The sequence below is a fragment of the Robertkochia marina genome (assembly GCF_004799345.1).
GTDB lineage: Bacteria > Bacteroidota > Bacteroidia > Flavobacteriales > Flavobacteriaceae > Robertkochia > Robertkochia marina.
The window spans coordinates 155,347-171,524 of sequence record NZ_SSMC01000003.1; the positions used below are offsets into that span (position 1 = coordinate 155,347).

Here is a 16,178-nt window from a genome sequence, read left to right on the forward strand (position 1 = left end):
TTAATTACTAAGGTTTTGTAAGGTTTTGAAACATTTCAGGGCATTCCCGGCAAAAAGTGAATCCATTGCCATTTCTTTTGAAGATGCAAGGTCTTTTCCTGTGGCGGTAGCAATGGCAAGGGTGGCATTGGCGCATACCACTGAATTCTGGGCCTCGCTTCCTTTACCTTCCAGGATATTCATAAAGATGGCTGCATTTTGTTCAATGGTTTTTCCTCCTGCGATCTCCTCGGCCTTAAGGGTGCGCATGCCCAGGTCTTCGGCTTGTAAAACCTTTTCACTGTTATTGGCGATAAGTTTTGCAGGCCCGGTCAGGGATACTTCGTCATACCCGTCCATGGCGTGAAGAATGGTGTAATTTTTATCTGTATTCTGGTAAAGATAGCCATACAGTCGTGCCAGTTCAAGATTGAATACGCCAACCATCTGATTTTTAGGAAAGGCGGGATTTACCATGGGCCCGAGCATGTTAAAAAAGGTTTTTACTCCCAATTCACGGCGAATGGGTGCCACCTCTTTCATAGCCGGGTGAAAAAGCGGAGCGTGTAAAATACAGATACCGGCCTTCTCAAGAGTTTTGTTGAGAAAATCCCTGTCATTAGAGAATTTTATCCCTAATGACTCCAGCACATTGCTGGAACCACAGGAGGAAGAAACGCCGTAATTGCCGTGTTTGCTCACGGGGATACCTGCTCCGGCAGTGACAAAAGAGGCGAGGGTAGAGATATTAAAGGTGTCTTTGCCATCGCCCCCGGTGCCGCAAAGGTCAATCGCTTCCACGCCATTCAGATCTACAGCGATACACAGATCTAACAGTGCATCTCGGAACCCCTCCAGCTCTTCGAGGGTAATGCTTCGCATCATATATACCGTCAGAAAGGCTGCGATCTGGCTTTGATTGTAGTTACCTCCTGAAATGTTCACCAGAACGTTCCTGGCTTCCTCCCGGGATATGCTTTCATGATTAATAAGTCTGTTTAATATCTTTTTCATAGCAATTTTAAATGTTAACCCAATTTTCTAAGATCTTTTTGCCTTCAGGAGTCAGGACCGACTCCGGGTGATACTGCACCCCACGAACATCAAATTCACGGTGCTTTAATGACATGATCTGTCCGTTCTCATCTATTGAAGTGGCTATCAAAGCAGGGGGGAGTTCTTTAGCAACCACCCAACTGTGGTACCGGCCCACTTCAAGGGTTGTTGGCAGGCCGGCATAGATCGGGTCGTATTCTGTGACCTCGATGGTTGTTGATACCCCGTGATATACCTTATCCAGGTTCAAAATACTCCCGCCGAAGACCTCGGCTATAGCCTGCTGCCCGAGACATACTCCCAGAATACTGTGGGTTGGTGCGTATTTTTTTATAATAGCCTTTAACAGGCCGGCCTCATCAGGGATGCCCGGACCCGGAGATAACAGTATTTTATCGAAAGGGGCCACTTCCTCCAGGGTCAACCTATCGTTTCTTTTCACCGTAACCTCACACCCCAGGTCGATAAGATAATGTACCAGGTTGTAGGTGAAGCTGTCGTAATTGTCAATAACTAATACCTTCATACGTTTAAATTTCTTTGGCTAATTCTAACGCTGAGGTCAGGGCGCCAAGTTTATTATAGGTTTCCTGTAATTCTGCTTCCGGGTCAGATGCCGCTACCAGTCCGGCTCCGGCCTGGTAATATAATTCATGGTCTTTGCTTAAAAAGGTCCTGATCATGATAGCGTGGTTGAAATTGCCTGAGAAATCCATAAATCCAATAGCTCCGCCGTAATAATTGCGATTTCCGGGTTCATAACGGTCGATGAGCTGCATAGCCATGTGTTTTGGCGCTCCGCTGAGGGTTCCTGCAGGAAAGGTGTCGGCCACTACCTGCATGGTAGGGATCTCCGGATTTTTTTTAGCGACCACCTTGGAAACAAGGTGGATGACATGGGAAAAGAATTGTACTTCGCGATTGGTTTCTACTTCTACCGTATTGCCGTTCCTGCTAAGATCATTCCTGGCAAGATCAACAAGCATAACGTGCTCGCTGTTTTCCTTTTCATCATTTGATAGGGCTCTTGCAAGACGGGCATCTTGTTCATCATTCCCTGTTCTCTTAAAGGTACCTGCTATAGGGTGTATCTCAGCACGATCATTTTTAATAACAAGTTGTGATTCCGGAGAGCTTCCGAAAATTCTGAAGTTGCCGTAATCAAAAAAGAAAAGGTAAGGAGAGGGGTTTACCGATCGCAATGCCCTGTAAACATTAAACTCGTCGCCCTTAAACTTCTGGCTGAATCTTCGGGAAAGCACCAATTGAAATACATCTCCCCGTGAGCAATGGTGTTTGGCTTTTTTCACAAGCTCTTTGTAGTCGTCATCAGTCAGGGCCGAGGCAGGACTGCCTTCCGGCTGAAAACTGTACGAAGCATAATTTCTCGAGCGGATGAGCTGTTGTATTTCCTCCAGGTTGTTTTGATCCTTATAATCATGAGAGAAAAGGTAGGCTTCATTTTTAAAGTGGTTGATAGCTATGATGTTTCGGTATACTGCATAATAAAGGTCCGGTATATCAATGCGATCATCTTTTTTCCGGATCTCAATATCTTCAAAATACCTCACCGCATCATATGCAATATAGCCGAACAGACCGTTGTTGATGAACTTGAATTCGTTCCCGTCGGTTTCAAATTTCCCGGCAAAGTCTTCAATGAGTTGTGGTAATTGTACATCTTTCCGGTTTAATGCAGCCTCATGTTGTGTGCCGTCAGGGTAGCTGGCGTAAAACGTATTATTCTCGGCTTTGATATGGGCAATCGGATTGAAACAGATGTAGGAGAAACTGTTGTCATTGGCGTGATAATCGCTCGACTCCAGGAGGATACTGTTCGGGAACCGGTCTCTTATTTTAAGGTAGATGCTCACCGGGGTAATCGTGTCGGCAAGGATCTTACGGTAAGATGTTTTTAGTCGGTATGAATTCATTGTAATTCGTTTTAATCAGGTGTTGGCAAAAAAAAAGCCCGTCGTGATCGACAGGCTTTTTGAAAAATATTTTCATACAGCGGTGTGCTCACGACAATCGACGTAAGGGAATCCACCACCAGTTATGTGTTCTGTTTTTAAACATCAGTTCAAATATAGAGAGGAGATGTGAATTTTCATAGGTTTTTAAAAAAAATTATGAATCCTCTTAAAATAAGAACCCCGGGGTGATCGCCGGGGCTTTCATCATTGCGTTTGAGTTTAGAACTGCAGGTCTACAACAAGATCGAACTCGTCATATATAGTTTTGTCTCCCAGGTCGTCAAAGAATGAGCCTGAGCCGTAACGAATGTCGTATTTGGTACGATCTATTTTTACGTTGGCAGTGGCTTTATTACCGTAAACAGACATGTCAAAAGTTACAGGGTTGGTCTTTCCTTTAACAGTAAGATCACCGGTTACCTCGTATGAATTTTTACCATTCGATTTTACATCGGTAATCTTTAAGGAAGCAGTAGGGAATTTTTCAACACCAAAAAAATCATCTGATTTCAGGTGGACTTCCAGTTTTCCTTTATACTCTCCTGTCAAATCGGTTGAGATAAGTGTAGACATGTCTACCACGAATTCTCCTCCGGTTAATTGATCTCCGTCAAATTCAAGATTACCGCTTTGCAATTGAACGGTACCTTCGTGAGAACCGGTTACCTTATAACCCTTCCAGGTTACAGTACTTTCTTCCGGTTTCACTGATTTCTCTTCAACGGGGGTGGTAAAAGCAACCAGTCCGGTGGCGATGGTCAATACCAATACAGATTTAAAGAACTTTTTCATCTTACTTAATGTTAATTTATTAAAGGGTTTCAAATAATTCAGTTTCAGGTTTTCTAACCTTTGCATAGTGCTGGGTGTCGTCTTCGTCAGACCTGTACCCAACTGTTGCTATAACGGCAGTGCTGAGTCCTTTTTCTTTAAGACCAAGTATGTCGTTGAAGGCTTCAACTTCAAAGCCTTCCATAGGACAGGCGTCGATCTCCAGGTGAGCAGCTGCAGAGAGAAGATTACCAAGAGCAATATAGGCCTGACGAGCCGTCCAGGCTGATTTTACATCGTCTGGTAATGGAGTTATTTTACTTTTCATAAAATCTGCGTAGCCCTTCAGATCTTCAGCCTTCAGTCCACGGGTTTGTACTACATTATCTATGTAGGCATCGATCTGGTCATCTCCAAAATTGGTGTCATGTGCAAAAACGATCAGCTGAGAGGCATCGGTGATCTGTGGTTGATTCCATGCGGCAGGTCGTAATTTTGCCCTTAATTCAGGATCTTCTATTACAAACACCTTATATGGCTGAAGACCATAGGAAGAGGCCGACAGCTGTATGGCCTTTTTAAGTGTTTCCAGTTTTTCTTTTTCTAATTTTTTATTCGGGTCGAATTTTTTGGTGGCATACCGCCATTGAAGTTTTTCTATATATGTATTCATGATCTAAAAGTTTTTATTGTTGTATATACAAATGTTGTTTCAAAAAAATTATTCTCTTATTTTTTCCAACATATCGTTAAACAGGTTGAGTTCCTCCTCTGAGAGTTGAGCAACGGCCTGATCATTTAAACGGTCCATAGGAGCGTCTATCTGTGACAATAATTGGAGTCCTTTATCTGTGATCGAGATCTCTACCTTTCTTCGGTTCTCCTGGCATATCACCCTTACTGCAAGTCCCTTATCAATGAGTTTGTCGACTAAACGGGTTGTGTTACTCATCTTATTGACCATTCGGTCCTGTATGGTAGAGAGGTTGGCGGGTTTTCCCTTTTGACCCCTCAAAATGCGTAACACATTGAATTGAGGGAGGGTCAGACCGAATTGCTTCAGAGTATCCGAACTTTGCTCGCTCAGTACGTTGGCCGTGTAAATTATATTGATCACGGTCTTTCTCGCAAGCGGCATGGAAGCGGATTTAATGATTTCTTCGATCTTCATAATTGTAACGACAATATTTGTATGTACAAATGTAATGGATTTTAGGCGATCGACAAGGAGGTTTTTGATAAAAAAAAGTTAAACCATCTCCTGACGATACAGGGTTGCTTAAATTCGGGTAGAAAATTATCGCAGTTATGGTTCGATTATCCTTCAATATCATTTTAATGCTGTTGTTGTTGGCAGGATGCAATGCAGCACCCGAGAAACCAACGGAAAAGGAGGACATAAGTATCTTGATGGCATCTCAACCAAAAAAGGTTCTTAAAGGAGAGCGGGTTACCATAAGGGTGTATGATTTTAATGGATTGGAAGGCTTGTTGAATCGGGAGGATGATAAGACCTATGTGGTGAATTTCTGGGCTACCTGGTGTAAGCCCTGTATAGAGGAGTTACCATCTTTTGAAAAGCTGAATGCGAAATACAATCAGGAAAATGTAACGGTGGTACTGGTGAGTCTGGACTTTCCGTCAAGGGCAGAAGAATTACTTATACCCTTTGTAGAGAATCGTAATCTGAAAAGTCATGTACTTTTACTTGATGATCCAAAAATGAATACCTGGATCCCTAAGGTAGATAAGGAATGGTCGGGCGCTATACCGGCAACGGTGATCTTTAATCGGGATAAGCGCGGTTTCTATGAGAAATCATTTACTTTTAACGAACTTGAAAAGGAACTTTTGGGCTTCATAAACTAAACTTCAATATCAACGATGAAAACTTTTAAAACGCTTCTGTTTTTTGGCCTTTTTGCGGTGTTGAGCTCTTTTATCGTTAGCCGCTTCTATAATGACGGTTATGCTATAGGAGATAAGGCTGCCGATTTTAAATTAAAAAATATTGACGGGAAGATGGTTTCCCTTTCAGATTATAAGGATGCAAAGGGATACCTGGTCATTTTCACCTGTAATAGTTGCCCCTACGCGGTAGCCTATGAAGACCGTATTATCGCTTTGGATAAAAAATATAAGGAGTTGGGTGTTCCGGTAATTGCAATAAACCCGAATAATCCGCAGGTACAGCCAAAGGACAGCTTTGAGGAGATGAAACAAAGAGCTGCAGAGAAAGGTTTCACCTATCCCTACCTGTTAGATGAAGGTCAGAAGATCTTTCCTCAGTATGGAGCTAAGCGTACCCCGCATTGCTTCTTATTAGAAAAAACCGAAGAAGGTAACATTGTCAGGTATATTGGTGCTATTGATGATAATTACCAGGATGCGGCCAGTGTTGAAACCACCTATGTTGCAAATGCTATTGAAGCCATGTTGGCCGGGAAAGAGATCGATGTAAAAAACACCAAGGCAATAGGGTGTTCTATAAAGATTTAACGGAAGTAAAGAATTGTTTAAATTTGCGATCCGGATTTATGGCCGGATCGATCTTTTTAATAAAAAAATTAATTATAGGATGGCAGATTTGACTCAAGAGCAATGGGTTTCTCAACTAAAGAATGATGCAAATGCGGTGGTACTTGATGTAAGAACTGAGAAGGAAGTATCTCAAGGTATGATTCCTGATGCTCTTCACCTGGATATTTACAAAGGGCAGGAGTTTATAGATGAGCTTGAAAAACTCGATAAGGATAAGAATTATTATGTGTACTGCCGGTCAGGCAACAGAAGCGGCCAGGCTTGCAGTATTATGAACCAACTGGGAATCGCCAATGCTTATAACCTCATGGGAGGAATGTTGGAATGGGAAGGTGAGGTTGTTGTAAAGTAACCTGACCTCGCGATACTTTATTAAAGAATTATTTAGAGAATTCTATCCCGGTTTGCGCCGGGATTTTTTATTTTTATAGAAAATAATCTATGAAAATAAAAGAAGATTTTCTCCATTACCTGTGGGACCACTCCAAAATACCTCCATCGGTTCTTTATACCACCGCAGGCAAGCCGGTTATTGTGGTTAAAAGGGGGAGTTTGAATACCAATGCAGGGCCGGATTTTCTCAACGCTGTTATAAAGATAGGAGACCAGTTATGGGCAGGTCATATAGAGATGCATTTGCATTCTTCACTTTGGTATGAACACGGCCATCAGGAGGATCCTAATTATAAAAATGTCATCCTTCATGTGGTTTGGCGGCACGACAAAGAGGTAGCTCTTCAAAAGGATAGTATTTTGCCTGTGATTGCTTTAGAGGGACGCCTGCCTGAAGCTTTTCTTCAGAGCTACCTGCAACTCTCGGCAGTCACTTCTCAAACTCTCAATTGTGCAGAACAGCATCAAAGGGCTTCAATATCCCTGTGGAACGAATGGTATTCGGAGCTATATCAAAAACGTCTGCGAACCCGTTTCAGGGCTATGGTTGCCATGGCTCCCGAGTTGAGAACACATTGGGAAGAATTACTTTTTCGCGCAGTATTCCGGTATATGGGGGCCAAGGTTAATGCAGATTCCTTTTATAGTGTCGCGGCCGCTCTGGGTGTTGAAAGAGTGAGAAAAATAATAGGAGCAGGAGAGGATCTTGAAACGGTGCTAAACGGTATGGCAGGATTGCTTCAGCGAAAGGAGGTTGTTGGGAATGACAGTATGCGCCTCAAAGAATACAGCTATCTTAAAAAAAAATATCATCTGGAAGAGCAGGGGATAATCCGACCTCAGTATTTTCGTCTAAGGCCACAAAGTTTTCCTGAAATACGGCTTTCGCAACTGGCTGCTTTATATAGTGGTCGAGTCTCATTTTTTTCCGGGATGCTTGCCTGTAAAAGCAGCAGGGAGTTTCGGTCTTTGTTTTCAGTGAAGCAAGAGCGAACAGGTGGTCATAGGGCCGGAGATACCGGCTTCTCAAGGCAGGTCAAGGCAATTAGTAAAGCCCGTATCGATCTTTTGTTGCTCAATGCGGTATTTCCCGTGCTATATGCCTATCACAGGAACAGGGGGGTGGACATGCTTGATCAGTTAGCCGGCATGGCTGCTGAAATTTCTCCGGAGCAAAATAGTGTTTTAAACCGGTTGAAGACCGAAGGTGTTCCCCTCAGAAATGCTCATGACAGTCAGGCCTTGTTGGAGCTCTACGGTAATTATTGTTCGCAAAACAGGTGTTTACATTGTAAAATAGGATCATTTATTATTGGGGGATAATTTTATATTTGTAGTATGAAATGGTTTACCGATCTGCGCTACTTTTTTGAAAAACACGGCTTCGCTGTGACTTCTCGTCTTGCCGATCGGTTAGGGATGAAGGCTAAGAATGTCAGGTTGTTTTTTATTTATGCCACCTTTGCCACCTTCGGGATCTGGTTCCTGGTATATTTGGTGCTGGCTTTTTGGCTGAAAATGAAAGACCTGATATACACAAAAAGAAGTTCGGTATTTGATCTGTAATATATGTTCCAACTCTTTCGTTCTAAATTCTACACGGCCCTGGCATTATTGCTGGTGGTGCTTACGGGTGGAACGTTAGGGTATCGATTGATCTCCGGTTATGACTGGATCGATGCCCTCTATATGACGGTAATAACAGTAACCACGGTAGGTTTCAGGGAGGTACATCCCACAGATACCGTAACAAAACTATTCACCATAGTACTGATCATCCTAAGTGTTTTCATTTTTGCATATTCTATTTCGGTGATCACAGAGTATATTCTTTCCAGAAGTACTTTTCAAAACATTAAATTCAGGAAAATGAAAAAGCAACTCGAACAAATGCAGGGCCACATTATCATTTGTGGGTTCGGACGTAACGGCCAGCAGGCTGCAGCCAAACTAAAGGCTTACAGAAGGCCTTTTGTGGTTATTGAGCAGGATGAGGAGCTTATTGATCGCCATGCAGAGGACATCATTTTTGTACATGGAGATGCCAATGAGGACGAGGTGTTGCTCGAGGCAGGAATTGAACGGGCTAAGTCTCTGATAACGGCTTTACCCAATGATTCAGATAACCTTTTTGTGGTATTGTCATCCCGACAATTGAATAAAGATCTTAGTATCATAAGCAGGGCAGCCAATGAGTCAACAGTGGCTAAGCTGCGACTGGCCGGAGCTGATAAAACCATTATGCCTGATAAGATAGGAGGAGATCATATGGCATCTCTGGTGGTACTTCCTGATCTGGTAGAGTTCCTGGATCAATTATCCATAGATGGAGAAAACTCCATTAACCTGGAGGAAATAGCTATTGATGATCTTTCAGATCAGTTTGCCAACTGCTCTATTCGAGACCTTGATATCAGGCAGAAATCCGGGTGTACGGTCATCGGTTACAAATCGCCCTCCGGGGAGTATATAATCAACCCTGAAGCCGATACCAAACTGATGCCGCATACCAAAATAGTGGTCTTGGGCAGACCTGAGCAAATCAATAAATTAAACAAAATCATCTTCAAAAGCTGAACGCTTTATTTAACTCAGAATATTTGAATAAGCGCTTTATTTTTTCCATATTGCGTGTCGATTTTCAAAATCCTAACATAAAATTAACCTAAACAAAAAATGTATATGAGAAAAAGTTTTCTCTCCATATTCCTTATGCTATGCGGTGTGGCGCTTTATGCACAGCAGCTGAGTGTGCAAGAAACGCTGATCAACCCTTCCAGTAAGATCAATGATGCGGCTATCGAGTTAAAAGTTGAAGGGGGTACTGAGCCTTACACCTTTAAGTGGAGTGATCAGAATACCCGCCTGAAATCGAGCAAGGCAACCGGACTTACCGAGGGTGTTCCTTACACGGTTACGGTTACTGACGCCGCCGGAGCTACTTTTAGCGGTGAGTATGAGATTGAGGCAGAATCTATCGTTGAGGTTTTTAACAGTACTATGACTCCTGCCGTTGCCGGTTTAGGGTCAGTATTATTCTGGGACCCGTTTGCTGCTCTTGGTTTGTACGACCCCGTAATGTATGCAGACAAGAAAATGGTTTCCATCCCGGGTTGGTCAACCACTACTGAAAAAGTATATACCCTGAAGTCCTGGTTGGTTGAAGAAGGAACACATGTAAATAAAGGCGATGAGATTGCCGTAATAGAGACAGAAACGGGAGAAGAGATCATTGCTACGGCAACTACCAATGGTACACTTGAACAGCGACTGGCAGCAGGTAAGGTTATCTATGATGGTACCAGTACCAGCGATAAGATCGAAACCAATGCTGATGTATTTGCTGATATCGTATATGACGAAAAAGAACCTTTGTTACACCCTAACGGTGATGCCAGAACTTTAAGCATTCCTTTTATTGTTATCTGGCTGATCTTCGGAGCAGCTTTCTTTACCCTGAGAATGGGGTTCATCAATATCAGAGGGTTCAAGCACTCTCTTGACCTTGCCAAAGGTAAATATGACGATCCGAATGCGCCAGGAAAGATCACCCACTTCCAGGCCCTTGCTACGGCGGTATCTGCAACCGTAGGATTAGGAAATATTGCCGGGGTAGCCGTGGCTATTTCTCTAGGAGGTGCCGGAGCTACTTTCTGGATGATTGTTGCCGGTTTACTGGGGATGTCCTCCAAATTCGTGGAGTGTACCCTGGGGGTAAAATATCGTGATATTCTGCCTGACGGTCGTGTTTTTGGTGGTCCGATGAACTATTTGAGATACGGACTTGGGAAGAGAAATATGACCGGGTTCGGAAAATTCCTCGCAGCCTTCTTTGCCATTCTAGGTGTAGGTGCTTCTTTTGGAGGAGGAAATATGTTCCAGGCTAACCAGAGTTTTGAGATCCTCTCCGGGCAGTTTCCTGTGTTACAGGGTAACGGCTTTATGTTCGGGGTAATGGTGTCTATCCTTGTAGGGGTGGTTATTATTGGGGGTATTGACAGTATTGCTAAGGTAACCGGAAAGGTGGTACCATTCATGGCAGCTGTTTATGTACTTGGTGCCCTGGCGGTGATCTTTGTGAATATTGATAATATCGGCCCTGCTTTCGGAGCTATTATCGACGGAGCATTCAGCCCGAGTGCCTTAAAAGGAGGGGTGATCGGAGTGCTTGTGGTAGGATTCCAGCGTGCCGCCTTCTCTAATGAGGCAGGGGTTGGTTCTGCTGCTATTGCTCACAGTACGGCCAAGACCAACCATCCGCCATCTGAAGGATTTGTTGCTCTGTTGGAGCCTTTTATTGATACGGTAGTCGTGTGTACCCTGACTGCTCTTGTGCTTATCTTTACAGGAATGCATGAGGTTTCTGGTGTTGCCGGAGCAGAGCTTACTTCTAATGCTTTTGGAAGTGTTATCAGCTGGTTCCCTTATGTGCTTGCAGCGGCCGTATTCCTGTTTGCGTTTTCTACTATGATCTCATGGTCGTATTACGGTATGCGTGCGTGGACCTATCTCTTTGGAAAAAGTAAAAAAACAGAATTAATTTACAAGGTTCTCTTTCTGTTCTTCGTGATCGTAGGAGCTTCGGTAAGTCTTGGAGCGGTACTGGATTTTTCAGACATGATGATCCTGGCCATGTCGTTCCCTAACATTATCGGGTTATACATCATGAGCGGAGAGGTGAGAAAAGATCTTTCTAATTACCTTAGAGATCTGAAGGACAATAAACTTTTTAAAAAGCCTCAGGTTAAGAAGGTCTCCTAAGTAAAACATCATATGAATAGAATATCCCACTTCCGGTTCTCAAGATCTCAGCGAAGTGGGATATTTTTTTTGGTAGTATGTATAGTGGTTTTGCAAGGGGTCTTGTGGAGTGGTCTTCTGGATCGCCCTGAAGCTGAGGATCCGTCATCGGACCCAATTGCTGAGAGGGTGAATGCTTATGTAGATTCTTTGAAGAGCGTTGAAAATAATAAGGTATATGCCCCACTCCCTTTTAATCCTAACTATATGAGTGATCATAAGGGGTACCGCTTCGGGATGACCCCTGAAGAGATCGACCGTTTATTTGCATTTCGGGCAAAGGGTAGGTTTGTTACTGATGCAGGAGAGTTTCAAAGGGTAACCGGTGTTCATGATTCAGTTCTGAATAAGATGAGTCCCTTTTTTAATTTCCCGAGATTCCCGGGGAGATCTGTTAGAGAAACATCGGGTATTGTAAAGGAAGACCTGAATTTTGCCACCGCCTCTTCACTGGTCAGGGTATATGGTATTGGTCCTGTTTTGGCAGAGCGTATTGTGGCTTACAGAAACAGGCTTGGCGGTTTCCAGGTAGCCGATCAGCTAGAGGAAGTTTACGGGGTCAATGAAGATGTTCTTTCGGAATTATGGAGGCATTTTAAACTGGATGACCCGGAGCCTTTCATAAAGCTCGATATTAATACAGCAGGTTTAAATGAGTTGGCTGAAGTACCCTATGTGAGTCGCTCCCTGGCTTCTAAAATTGTAGCCTACAGGTCTGTTCATCAGCGACTGGATAGTCTTGAAGAATTAACAAAATTTCACAATTTATCAGAAAAAGATTTAGCCAGAATTAAATTATATTTGAGAGTTGAATAAAAATTGCTTGTATGGAATTAGATCTTGCTACTCAGATGAACTTTGATGCATCAGAGACACAGCAACTCGTGGCGGCTTCTGCCAGAGATTTCGCGGAACAATATATTCGTCCGAATGTAATGAAATGGGATGAGTCTCAGGAGTTTCCTGTGGAGGTATTCAAAAAGGCGGGAGAGCTTGGTTTTATGGGTGTTCTCGTTCCGGAGGAATACGGAGGTTCCGGATTAGGGTATCATGAATATATTGCTATCGTTGATGAGATCTCTCAGGTAGATCCTTCAATAGGGTTGTCTGTGGCTGCGCACAATTCTCTGTGTACAAATCATATCTTAAGTTTCGGTACTGAAGAGCAGAAGAAGCGATGGATCCCCAAGCTGGCTACCGGAGAGTGGATCGGTGCCTGGGGACTTACGGAGCACAATACAGGGTCTGATGCAGGTGGTATGAATACCACGGCGGTCAAGGACGGAGACGAGTGGGTGATCAATGGAGCTAAGAACTTTATAACCCACGGTAAGAGTGGTGACGTTGCTGTTGTGATCGTAAGAACGGGAGAAAAGGGAGATTCTCATGGAATGACCGCTTTCGTTATAGAAAAAGGCACGCCCGGTTTTAGCAGTGGGAAGAAAGAAGATAAATTAGGTATGCGGGCCAGTGAAACTGCAGAGCTGGTTTTTTCAGACTGCCGTATTCCCGATGCGAATCGGCTTGGTCCTGTGGGTGATGGATTTATCCAGTCTATGAAGATACTTGATGGAGGTCGAATCTCAATCGGTGCCTTATCCTTAGGTATTGCCAAAGGTGCTTACAAGGCTGCTTTGAAGTATTCAAAAGAGCGGGTTCAATTCGGGAAGCCCATTTCCAGTTTTCAGGGAATCTCATTCAAGCTTGCAGATATGGCTACAGAAATAGAAGCCTCTGAGCTTTTATTGCATAAAGCGGCCTTCGAAAAGAATGCCGGGCGAAAGATGACCACCCTGAGTGCGATGTGTAAAATGTTTGCCTCGGAAGCCTGTGTTAGAATTGCCAATGAGGCGGTGCAAATTCACGGGGGGTACGGGTATACAAAAGAGTTCCCTGTAGAGAAGTTTTATCGCGACTCCAAGCTGTGTACTATCGGGGAGGGAACCACTGAAATTCAGAAGTTAGTGATCTCCAGGAATATTTTAAAATAATCTTGTTTGATATTTAAATTTTGGTATATATTTGCCCCCGTCAAAAGAAAGGAGGTGATAAGCTTATGTTAATTATACCAGTAAAAGAAGGAGAAAATATAGATAGAGCGCTAAAGCGTTATAAGCGTAAATTCGATAAGACAGGAACTATGCGTCAGCTAAGAAGTCGTCAGCAGTTCAATAAACCTTCTGTAGAGCGAAGAGCTCAGGTTCAAAAGGCTGCTTATATTCAGCATTTGAGAGATCAGGAGGAGATCTAATAGCGCAAGCTCATTTAAAGATTATATACATCCCGCAACGATTTATTCGTTGCGGGATTTTTTTTGGCTATTTTTAAACTATGGAGCTCCAAAAATTTACAGACTACCTAACTCTTGAAAAACACTATGCAGCACATACGGTAACAGCGTACTGTGCAGATCTGAATGCCTTCTTTGATTTTTACCAATCGTATTCGCATGGTGCCGATCCTGACAAGGCAGCTTACCAGGAGATAAGGACCTGGATCGTTGCCCTGGTTAATTCCGGGTTGAGTACCCGTAGTGTAAACCGAAAAGTAGCTTCTTTAAAGGCGTATTATAAATACCTCCTTCGTATTGGGGTTATTGAGGTGAACCCTTTGGATGGGCATCGATCGCTGAAGACTGCTAAAAAGGCGCAGCTTCCTTTTTCTGAAAAGGAGGTTAATCTCGTGCTGGACGAGGTTGGATTTGCGCCCGGATTTGAAGGGCTGCGTGACCGGTTGATCATAGAGTTGTTCTATGCAACAGGTATCAGGCGCAGTGAACTTATAGAGTTAAAGGTAGAAAGTGTAGATGTGCCGCAAGGATTGCTCAGGGTGTTGGGGAAAAGGAATAAAGAGCGTGTTGTTCCTTTGATGCCCTCATTAGTACAGCGCATCAGTCAATATCTTGTGTTGAGGGAGGAGGTTGAAACAGCTGCCTCTCAGGGATATCTTCTTCTTAGAAGTAATGGATCGAAACTCTATGATTCGTTTGTTTATAGGTTGATAAATACCTATTTTAGTAAGGTGTCTGCCAAGGCAAAAACGAGTCCGCATATTTTACGGCATAGTTTTGCTACCCATTTATTGAATAATGGGGCAGACCTTAACTCGGTCAAGGAGTTATTAGGCCATTCCAGCCTGGCATCTACACAGGTCTACACCCATAATAACCTGTCTGAACTCAAGAAGCAGTTCTTAAGGCATCCAAGGAATGAAAAGAAATCCTGACCGAAAGCGATGTCTAACCCTAAAAACATTTGAGATGGAAGTAAACACGCAATCTGTGAACTTCAATGTGGAACCGGAGTTGATCAATTTTATTCAAAAGCGTATGGATAAGCTTGATCATTTTTATGACCGTGTCATTCACTCCGACATTTATTTAAAAGTTCAAAAGACCAGCGACAAGGAGAACAAACTTGCTGAGATCAAGGTGCATGTTCCCGGCGATGAGTTCATGGTGAAAAAACAATGCAAAACCTTTGAGGAGGCGGTTGATTCAGCGGCCAGTTCTTTAGAGCGTGTTCTGACCAAAAGAAAGCAAAAACTCAGGCCTCACACCTGATCAGAAAATTATCTGGAATTTATTTTGTAAAATGAATAATTTCTATACATTTGCAGTCCGTTAGAAATAGCGGACTTTTTTTATGAAAATGCCGATGTAGCTCAGCTGGCTAGAGCAGCTGATTTGTAATCAGCAGGTCGTGGGTTCGAGTCCCTCTATCGGCTCTCTTGAAATACTGAATTTGACACCTGTTTACTCAGGTTGATTAAGAAGGGGAGGGGCGAGAAGCCTGTCCCGAGCATGGTCGAGGGGAGTCCCTCTATCGGCTCTCTTGAAATACTGAATTTGACACCTGTTTACTCAGGTTGATTAAGAAGGGGAGGGGCGAGAAGCCTGTCCCGAGCATGGTCGAGGGGAGTCCCTCTATCGGCTCTCTTTGAAAGGATGAAATTAAGATCGGAATATGTTTCGGTCAGTAGATTCCGGGAAGATCATGGGTCTTCGGATCTGTAGGGTTTTATGCCCTTTTTCAGGTTCCTTGAAATTTTGAAATGGCAACGCGTTTTACAATGCTTTTTACTGAAGCTTAGTGCTTTGTGAAGCAGCGGTAAAAAAAACGCGAAAAAGACATAAAAAAACTTGTACAGAGTTGGGTTTCCTACTATATTTGCCCGCTCAAACAAGTAAGGTTGTATACTTAAATACGGCTTCGGGGAGATACTCAAGCGGCCAACGAGGACAGACTGTAAATCTGTTGGTTTTTACCTTCGCAGGTTCGAATCCTGCTCTCCCCACTACGAATTCGGAAACAAGATGATTATCTTGTTTAAAAGGCGGGAGTAGCTCAGTTGGTAGAGCGTCAGCCTTCCAAGCTGAATGTCGCGAGTTCGAATCTCGTCTCCCGCTCTAAAATCTTACCGAACTTTAACCTGGTTCGGTTTTTTAAAGTCTCTGAAGAGTTTTATCTTTGTTGCACTTTCCTAAAGTAATACAAGGCCTTTTTCTGAAGAGTTCTTTAAGAGTCACTAAGCCGGCCGGTAGGCGGGCATTTTTGGTGATGTCTTAATAAGCCGACGTAGCTCAGGGGTAGAGCGCTTCCTTGGTAAGGAAGAGGTCACGAGTTCAATTCTCGTCGTTGGCTCTTGTTGCGTTTAAATTTG

Annotated in this window: 18 protein-coding genes and 4 tRNA genes; 16 read left to right on the forward strand and 6 right to left on the reverse strand. The window is 43.4% G+C overall.

The annotated features are described in order from the left end of the window. The 6 genes from trpD to E7Z59_RS11340 all read right to left on the reverse strand — a co-directional run bounded on the left by trpD (nt 1) and on the right by E7Z59_RS11340 (nt 4,953). Nucleotides 1–993 carry an anthranilate phosphoribosyltransferase gene (gene trpD, locus E7Z59_RS11315; RefSeq protein ID WP_136336466.1) on the reverse strand — a complete coding sequence of 331 codons (993 nt, stop codon included), beginning with the start codon at nt 991–993 and terminating at the stop codon, nt 1–3. Between the two features lie 7 nt (nt 994–1,000). After that, complete coding sequence (locus tag E7Z59_RS11320; RefSeq protein WP_136336467.1) at nt 1,001–1,561, reverse strand: anthranilate synthase component II; 561 nt, start codon at nt 1,559–1,561, stop codon at nt 1,001–1,003. Between the two features lie 4 nt (nt 1,562–1,565). Further along, entirely contained in the window at nt 1,566–2,969 is a 1,404-nt protein-coding gene (locus tag E7Z59_RS11325; RefSeq protein WP_136336468.1) for an anthranilate synthase component I family protein, read from the reverse strand. 261 nt (nt 2,970–3,230) lie between these two features. Next, the gene (locus E7Z59_RS11330) at nt 3,231–3,803 is read right to left on the reverse strand and encodes a YceI family protein (protein ID WP_136336469.1); all 573 of its coding nucleotides are present in this window, start codon (nt 3,801–3,803) and stop codon (nt 3,231–3,233) included. A gap of 19 nt (nt 3,804–3,822) precedes the next feature. Further along, the gene (locus E7Z59_RS11335) at nt 3,823–4,455 is read right to left on the reverse strand and encodes an NAD(P)H-dependent oxidoreductase (protein WP_136336470.1); all 633 of its coding nucleotides are present in this window, start codon (nt 4,453–4,455) and stop codon (nt 3,823–3,825) included. Between the two features lie 48 nt (nt 4,456–4,503). Beyond that, nucleotides 4,504–4,953 carry a MarR family winged helix-turn-helix transcriptional regulator gene (locus E7Z59_RS11340; protein WP_136336471.1) on the reverse strand — a complete coding sequence of 150 codons (450 nt, stop codon included), beginning with the start codon at nt 4,951–4,953 and terminating at the stop codon, nt 4,504–4,506. Nucleotides 4,954–5,090: 137 nt separating this feature from the next. Between E7Z59_RS11340 and E7Z59_RS11345 the strand changes: the two genes are divergently transcribed. The 16 genes from E7Z59_RS11345 to E7Z59_RS11420 all read left to right on the forward strand — a co-directional run bounded on the left by E7Z59_RS11345 (nt 5,091) and on the right by E7Z59_RS11420 (nt 16,159). Then, entirely contained in the window at nt 5,091–5,651 is a 561-nt protein-coding gene (locus E7Z59_RS11345; RefSeq protein ID WP_136336472.1) for a TlpA disulfide reductase family protein, read from the forward strand. Between the two features lie 15 nt (nt 5,652–5,666). Continuing rightward, the gene (locus E7Z59_RS11350) at nt 5,667–6,281 is read left to right on the forward strand and encodes a thioredoxin family protein (protein ID WP_136336473.1); all 615 of its coding nucleotides are present in this window, start codon (nt 5,667–5,669) and stop codon (nt 6,279–6,281) included. Nucleotides 6,282–6,360: 79 nt separating this feature from the next. Continuing rightward, entirely contained in the window at nt 6,361–6,675 is a 315-nt protein-coding gene (locus tag E7Z59_RS11355; protein ID WP_136336474.1) for a rhodanese-like domain-containing protein, read from the forward strand. Nucleotides 6,676–6,764: 89 nt separating this feature from the next. Continuing rightward, complete coding sequence (locus E7Z59_RS11360; RefSeq protein WP_136336475.1) at nt 6,765–8,039, forward strand: DUF2851 family protein; 1,275 nt, start codon at nt 6,765–6,767, stop codon at nt 8,037–8,039. A 15-nt stretch (nt 8,040–8,054) separates the two neighbouring features. After that, nucleotides 8,055–8,282, forward strand: coding sequence for a PspC domain-containing protein (locus tag E7Z59_RS11365; RefSeq protein ID WP_136336476.1), 228 nt, complete (start codon nt 8,055–8,057; stop codon nt 8,280–8,282). Nucleotides 8,283–8,285: 3 nt separating this feature from the next. Continuing rightward, complete coding sequence (locus tag E7Z59_RS11370) at nt 8,286–9,293, forward strand: potassium channel family protein (RefSeq protein WP_136336477.1); 1,008 nt, start codon at nt 8,286–8,288, stop codon at nt 9,291–9,293. A gap of 105 nt (nt 9,294–9,398) precedes the next feature. Further along, a complete protein-coding gene (locus tag E7Z59_RS11375; protein WP_136336478.1) occupies nt 9,399–11,477 on the forward strand; it encodes an amino acid carrier protein in 2,079 nt (692 codons plus the stop codon). A gap of 12 nt (nt 11,478–11,489) precedes the next feature. Further along, entirely contained in the window at nt 11,490–12,332 is an 843-nt protein-coding gene (locus E7Z59_RS11380; protein ID WP_136336479.1) for a ComEA family DNA-binding protein, read from the forward strand. A gap of 35 nt (nt 12,333–12,367) precedes the next feature. Beyond that, nucleotides 12,368–13,507 carry an acyl-CoA dehydrogenase family protein gene (locus tag E7Z59_RS11385; RefSeq protein ID WP_136336905.1) on the forward strand — a complete coding sequence of 380 codons (1,140 nt, stop codon included), beginning with the start codon at nt 12,368–12,370 and terminating at the stop codon, nt 13,505–13,507. Between the two features lie 65 nt (nt 13,508–13,572). Then, nucleotides 13,573–13,767, forward strand: coding sequence for a 30S ribosomal protein S21 (rpsU, locus tag E7Z59_RS11390; protein ID WP_136336480.1), 195 nt, complete (start codon nt 13,573–13,575; stop codon nt 13,765–13,767). A gap of 80 nt (nt 13,768–13,847) precedes the next feature. Then, on the forward strand, nt 13,848–14,741 hold the full coding sequence (locus E7Z59_RS11395; protein ID WP_136336481.1) for a tyrosine-type recombinase/integrase: 894 nt from the start codon (nt 13,848–13,850) through the stop codon (nt 14,739–14,741). Nucleotides 14,742–14,775: 34 nt separating this feature from the next. Next, the gene (hpf, locus tag E7Z59_RS11400) at nt 14,776–15,078 is read left to right on the forward strand and encodes a ribosome hibernation-promoting factor, HPF/YfiA family (protein WP_136336482.1); all 303 of its coding nucleotides are present in this window, start codon (nt 14,776–14,778) and stop codon (nt 15,076–15,078) included. Between the two features lie 90 nt (nt 15,079–15,168). Continuing rightward, nucleotides 15,169–15,242 (forward strand) — tRNA-Thr (locus E7Z59_RS11405). Nucleotides 15,243–15,729: 487 nt separating this feature from the next. After that, a tRNA-Tyr gene (locus tag E7Z59_RS11410) sits at nt 15,730–15,812 on the forward strand. 39 nt (nt 15,813–15,851) lie between these two features. Next, a tRNA-Gly gene (locus E7Z59_RS11415) sits at nt 15,852–15,924 on the forward strand. Between the two features lie 163 nt (nt 15,925–16,087). Continuing rightward, nucleotides 16,088–16,159: transfer RNA gene (locus tag E7Z59_RS11420), tRNA-Thr, on the forward strand. Nucleotides 16,160–16,178: the final 19 nt, after the last annotated feature.

Bases quoted from the DNA above. Each gene is read 5' to 3' on its own strand.
- E7Z59_RS11355 (WP_136336474.1), top strand. From the start codon at position 6,361: ATGGCAGATTTGACTCAAGAGCAATGGGTTTCTCAACTAAAGAATGAT.
- rpsU (WP_136336480.1), top strand. From the start codon at position 13,573: ATGTTAATTATACCAGTAAAAGAAGGAGAAAATATAGATAGAGCGCTA.
- E7Z59_RS11340 (WP_136336471.1), bottom strand. From the start codon at position 4,953: ATGAAGATCGAAGAAATCATTAAATCCGCTTCCATGCCGCTTGCGAGA.
- E7Z59_RS11395 (WP_136336481.1), top strand. From the start codon at position 13,848: ATGGAGCTCCAAAAATTTACAGACTACCTAACTCTTGAAAAACACTAT.
- E7Z59_RS11350 (WP_136336473.1), top strand. From the start codon at position 5,667: ATGAAAACTTTTAAAACGCTTCTGTTTTTTGGCCTTTTTGCGGTGTTG.
- E7Z59_RS11365 (WP_136336476.1), top strand. From the start codon at position 8,055: ATGAAATGGTTTACCGATCTGCGCTACTTTTTTGAAAAACACGGCTTC.
- E7Z59_RS11335 (WP_136336470.1), bottom strand. From the start codon at position 4,455: ATGAATACATATATAGAAAAACTTCAATGGCGGTATGCCACCAAAAAA.
- E7Z59_RS11360 (WP_136336475.1), top strand. From the start codon at position 6,765: ATGAAAATAAAAGAAGATTTTCTCCATTACCTGTGGGACCACTCCAAA.
- E7Z59_RS11320 (WP_136336467.1), bottom strand. From the start codon at position 1,561: ATGAAGGTATTAGTTATTGACAATTACGACAGCTTCACCTACAACCTG.
- E7Z59_RS11370 (WP_136336477.1), top strand. From the start codon at position 8,286: ATGTTCCAACTCTTTCGTTCTAAATTCTACACGGCCCTGGCATTATTG.
- E7Z59_RS11375 (WP_136336478.1), top strand. From the start codon at position 9,399: ATGAGAAAAAGTTTTCTCTCCATATTCCTTATGCTATGCGGTGTGGCG.
- hpf (WP_136336482.1), top strand. From the start codon at position 14,776: ATGGAAGTAAACACGCAATCTGTGAACTTCAATGTGGAACCGGAGTTG.
- E7Z59_RS11330 (WP_136336469.1), bottom strand. From the start codon at position 3,803: ATGAAAAAGTTCTTTAAATCTGTATTGGTATTGACCATCGCCACCGGA.
- E7Z59_RS11380 (WP_136336479.1), top strand. From the start codon at position 11,490: ATGAATAGAATATCCCACTTCCGGTTCTCAAGATCTCAGCGAAGTGGG.
- trpD (WP_136336466.1), bottom strand. From the start codon at position 993: ATGAAAAAGATATTAAACAGACTTATTAATCATGAAAGCATATCCCGG.
- E7Z59_RS11385 (WP_136336905.1), top strand. From the start codon at position 12,368: ATGAACTTTGATGCATCAGAGACACAGCAACTCGTGGCGGCTTCTGCC.
- E7Z59_RS11325 (WP_136336468.1), bottom strand. From the start codon at position 2,969: ATGAATTCATACCGACTAAAAACATCTTACCGTAAGATCCTTGCCGAC.
- E7Z59_RS11345 (WP_136336472.1), top strand. From the start codon at position 5,091: ATGGTTCGATTATCCTTCAATATCATTTTAATGCTGTTGTTGTTGGCA.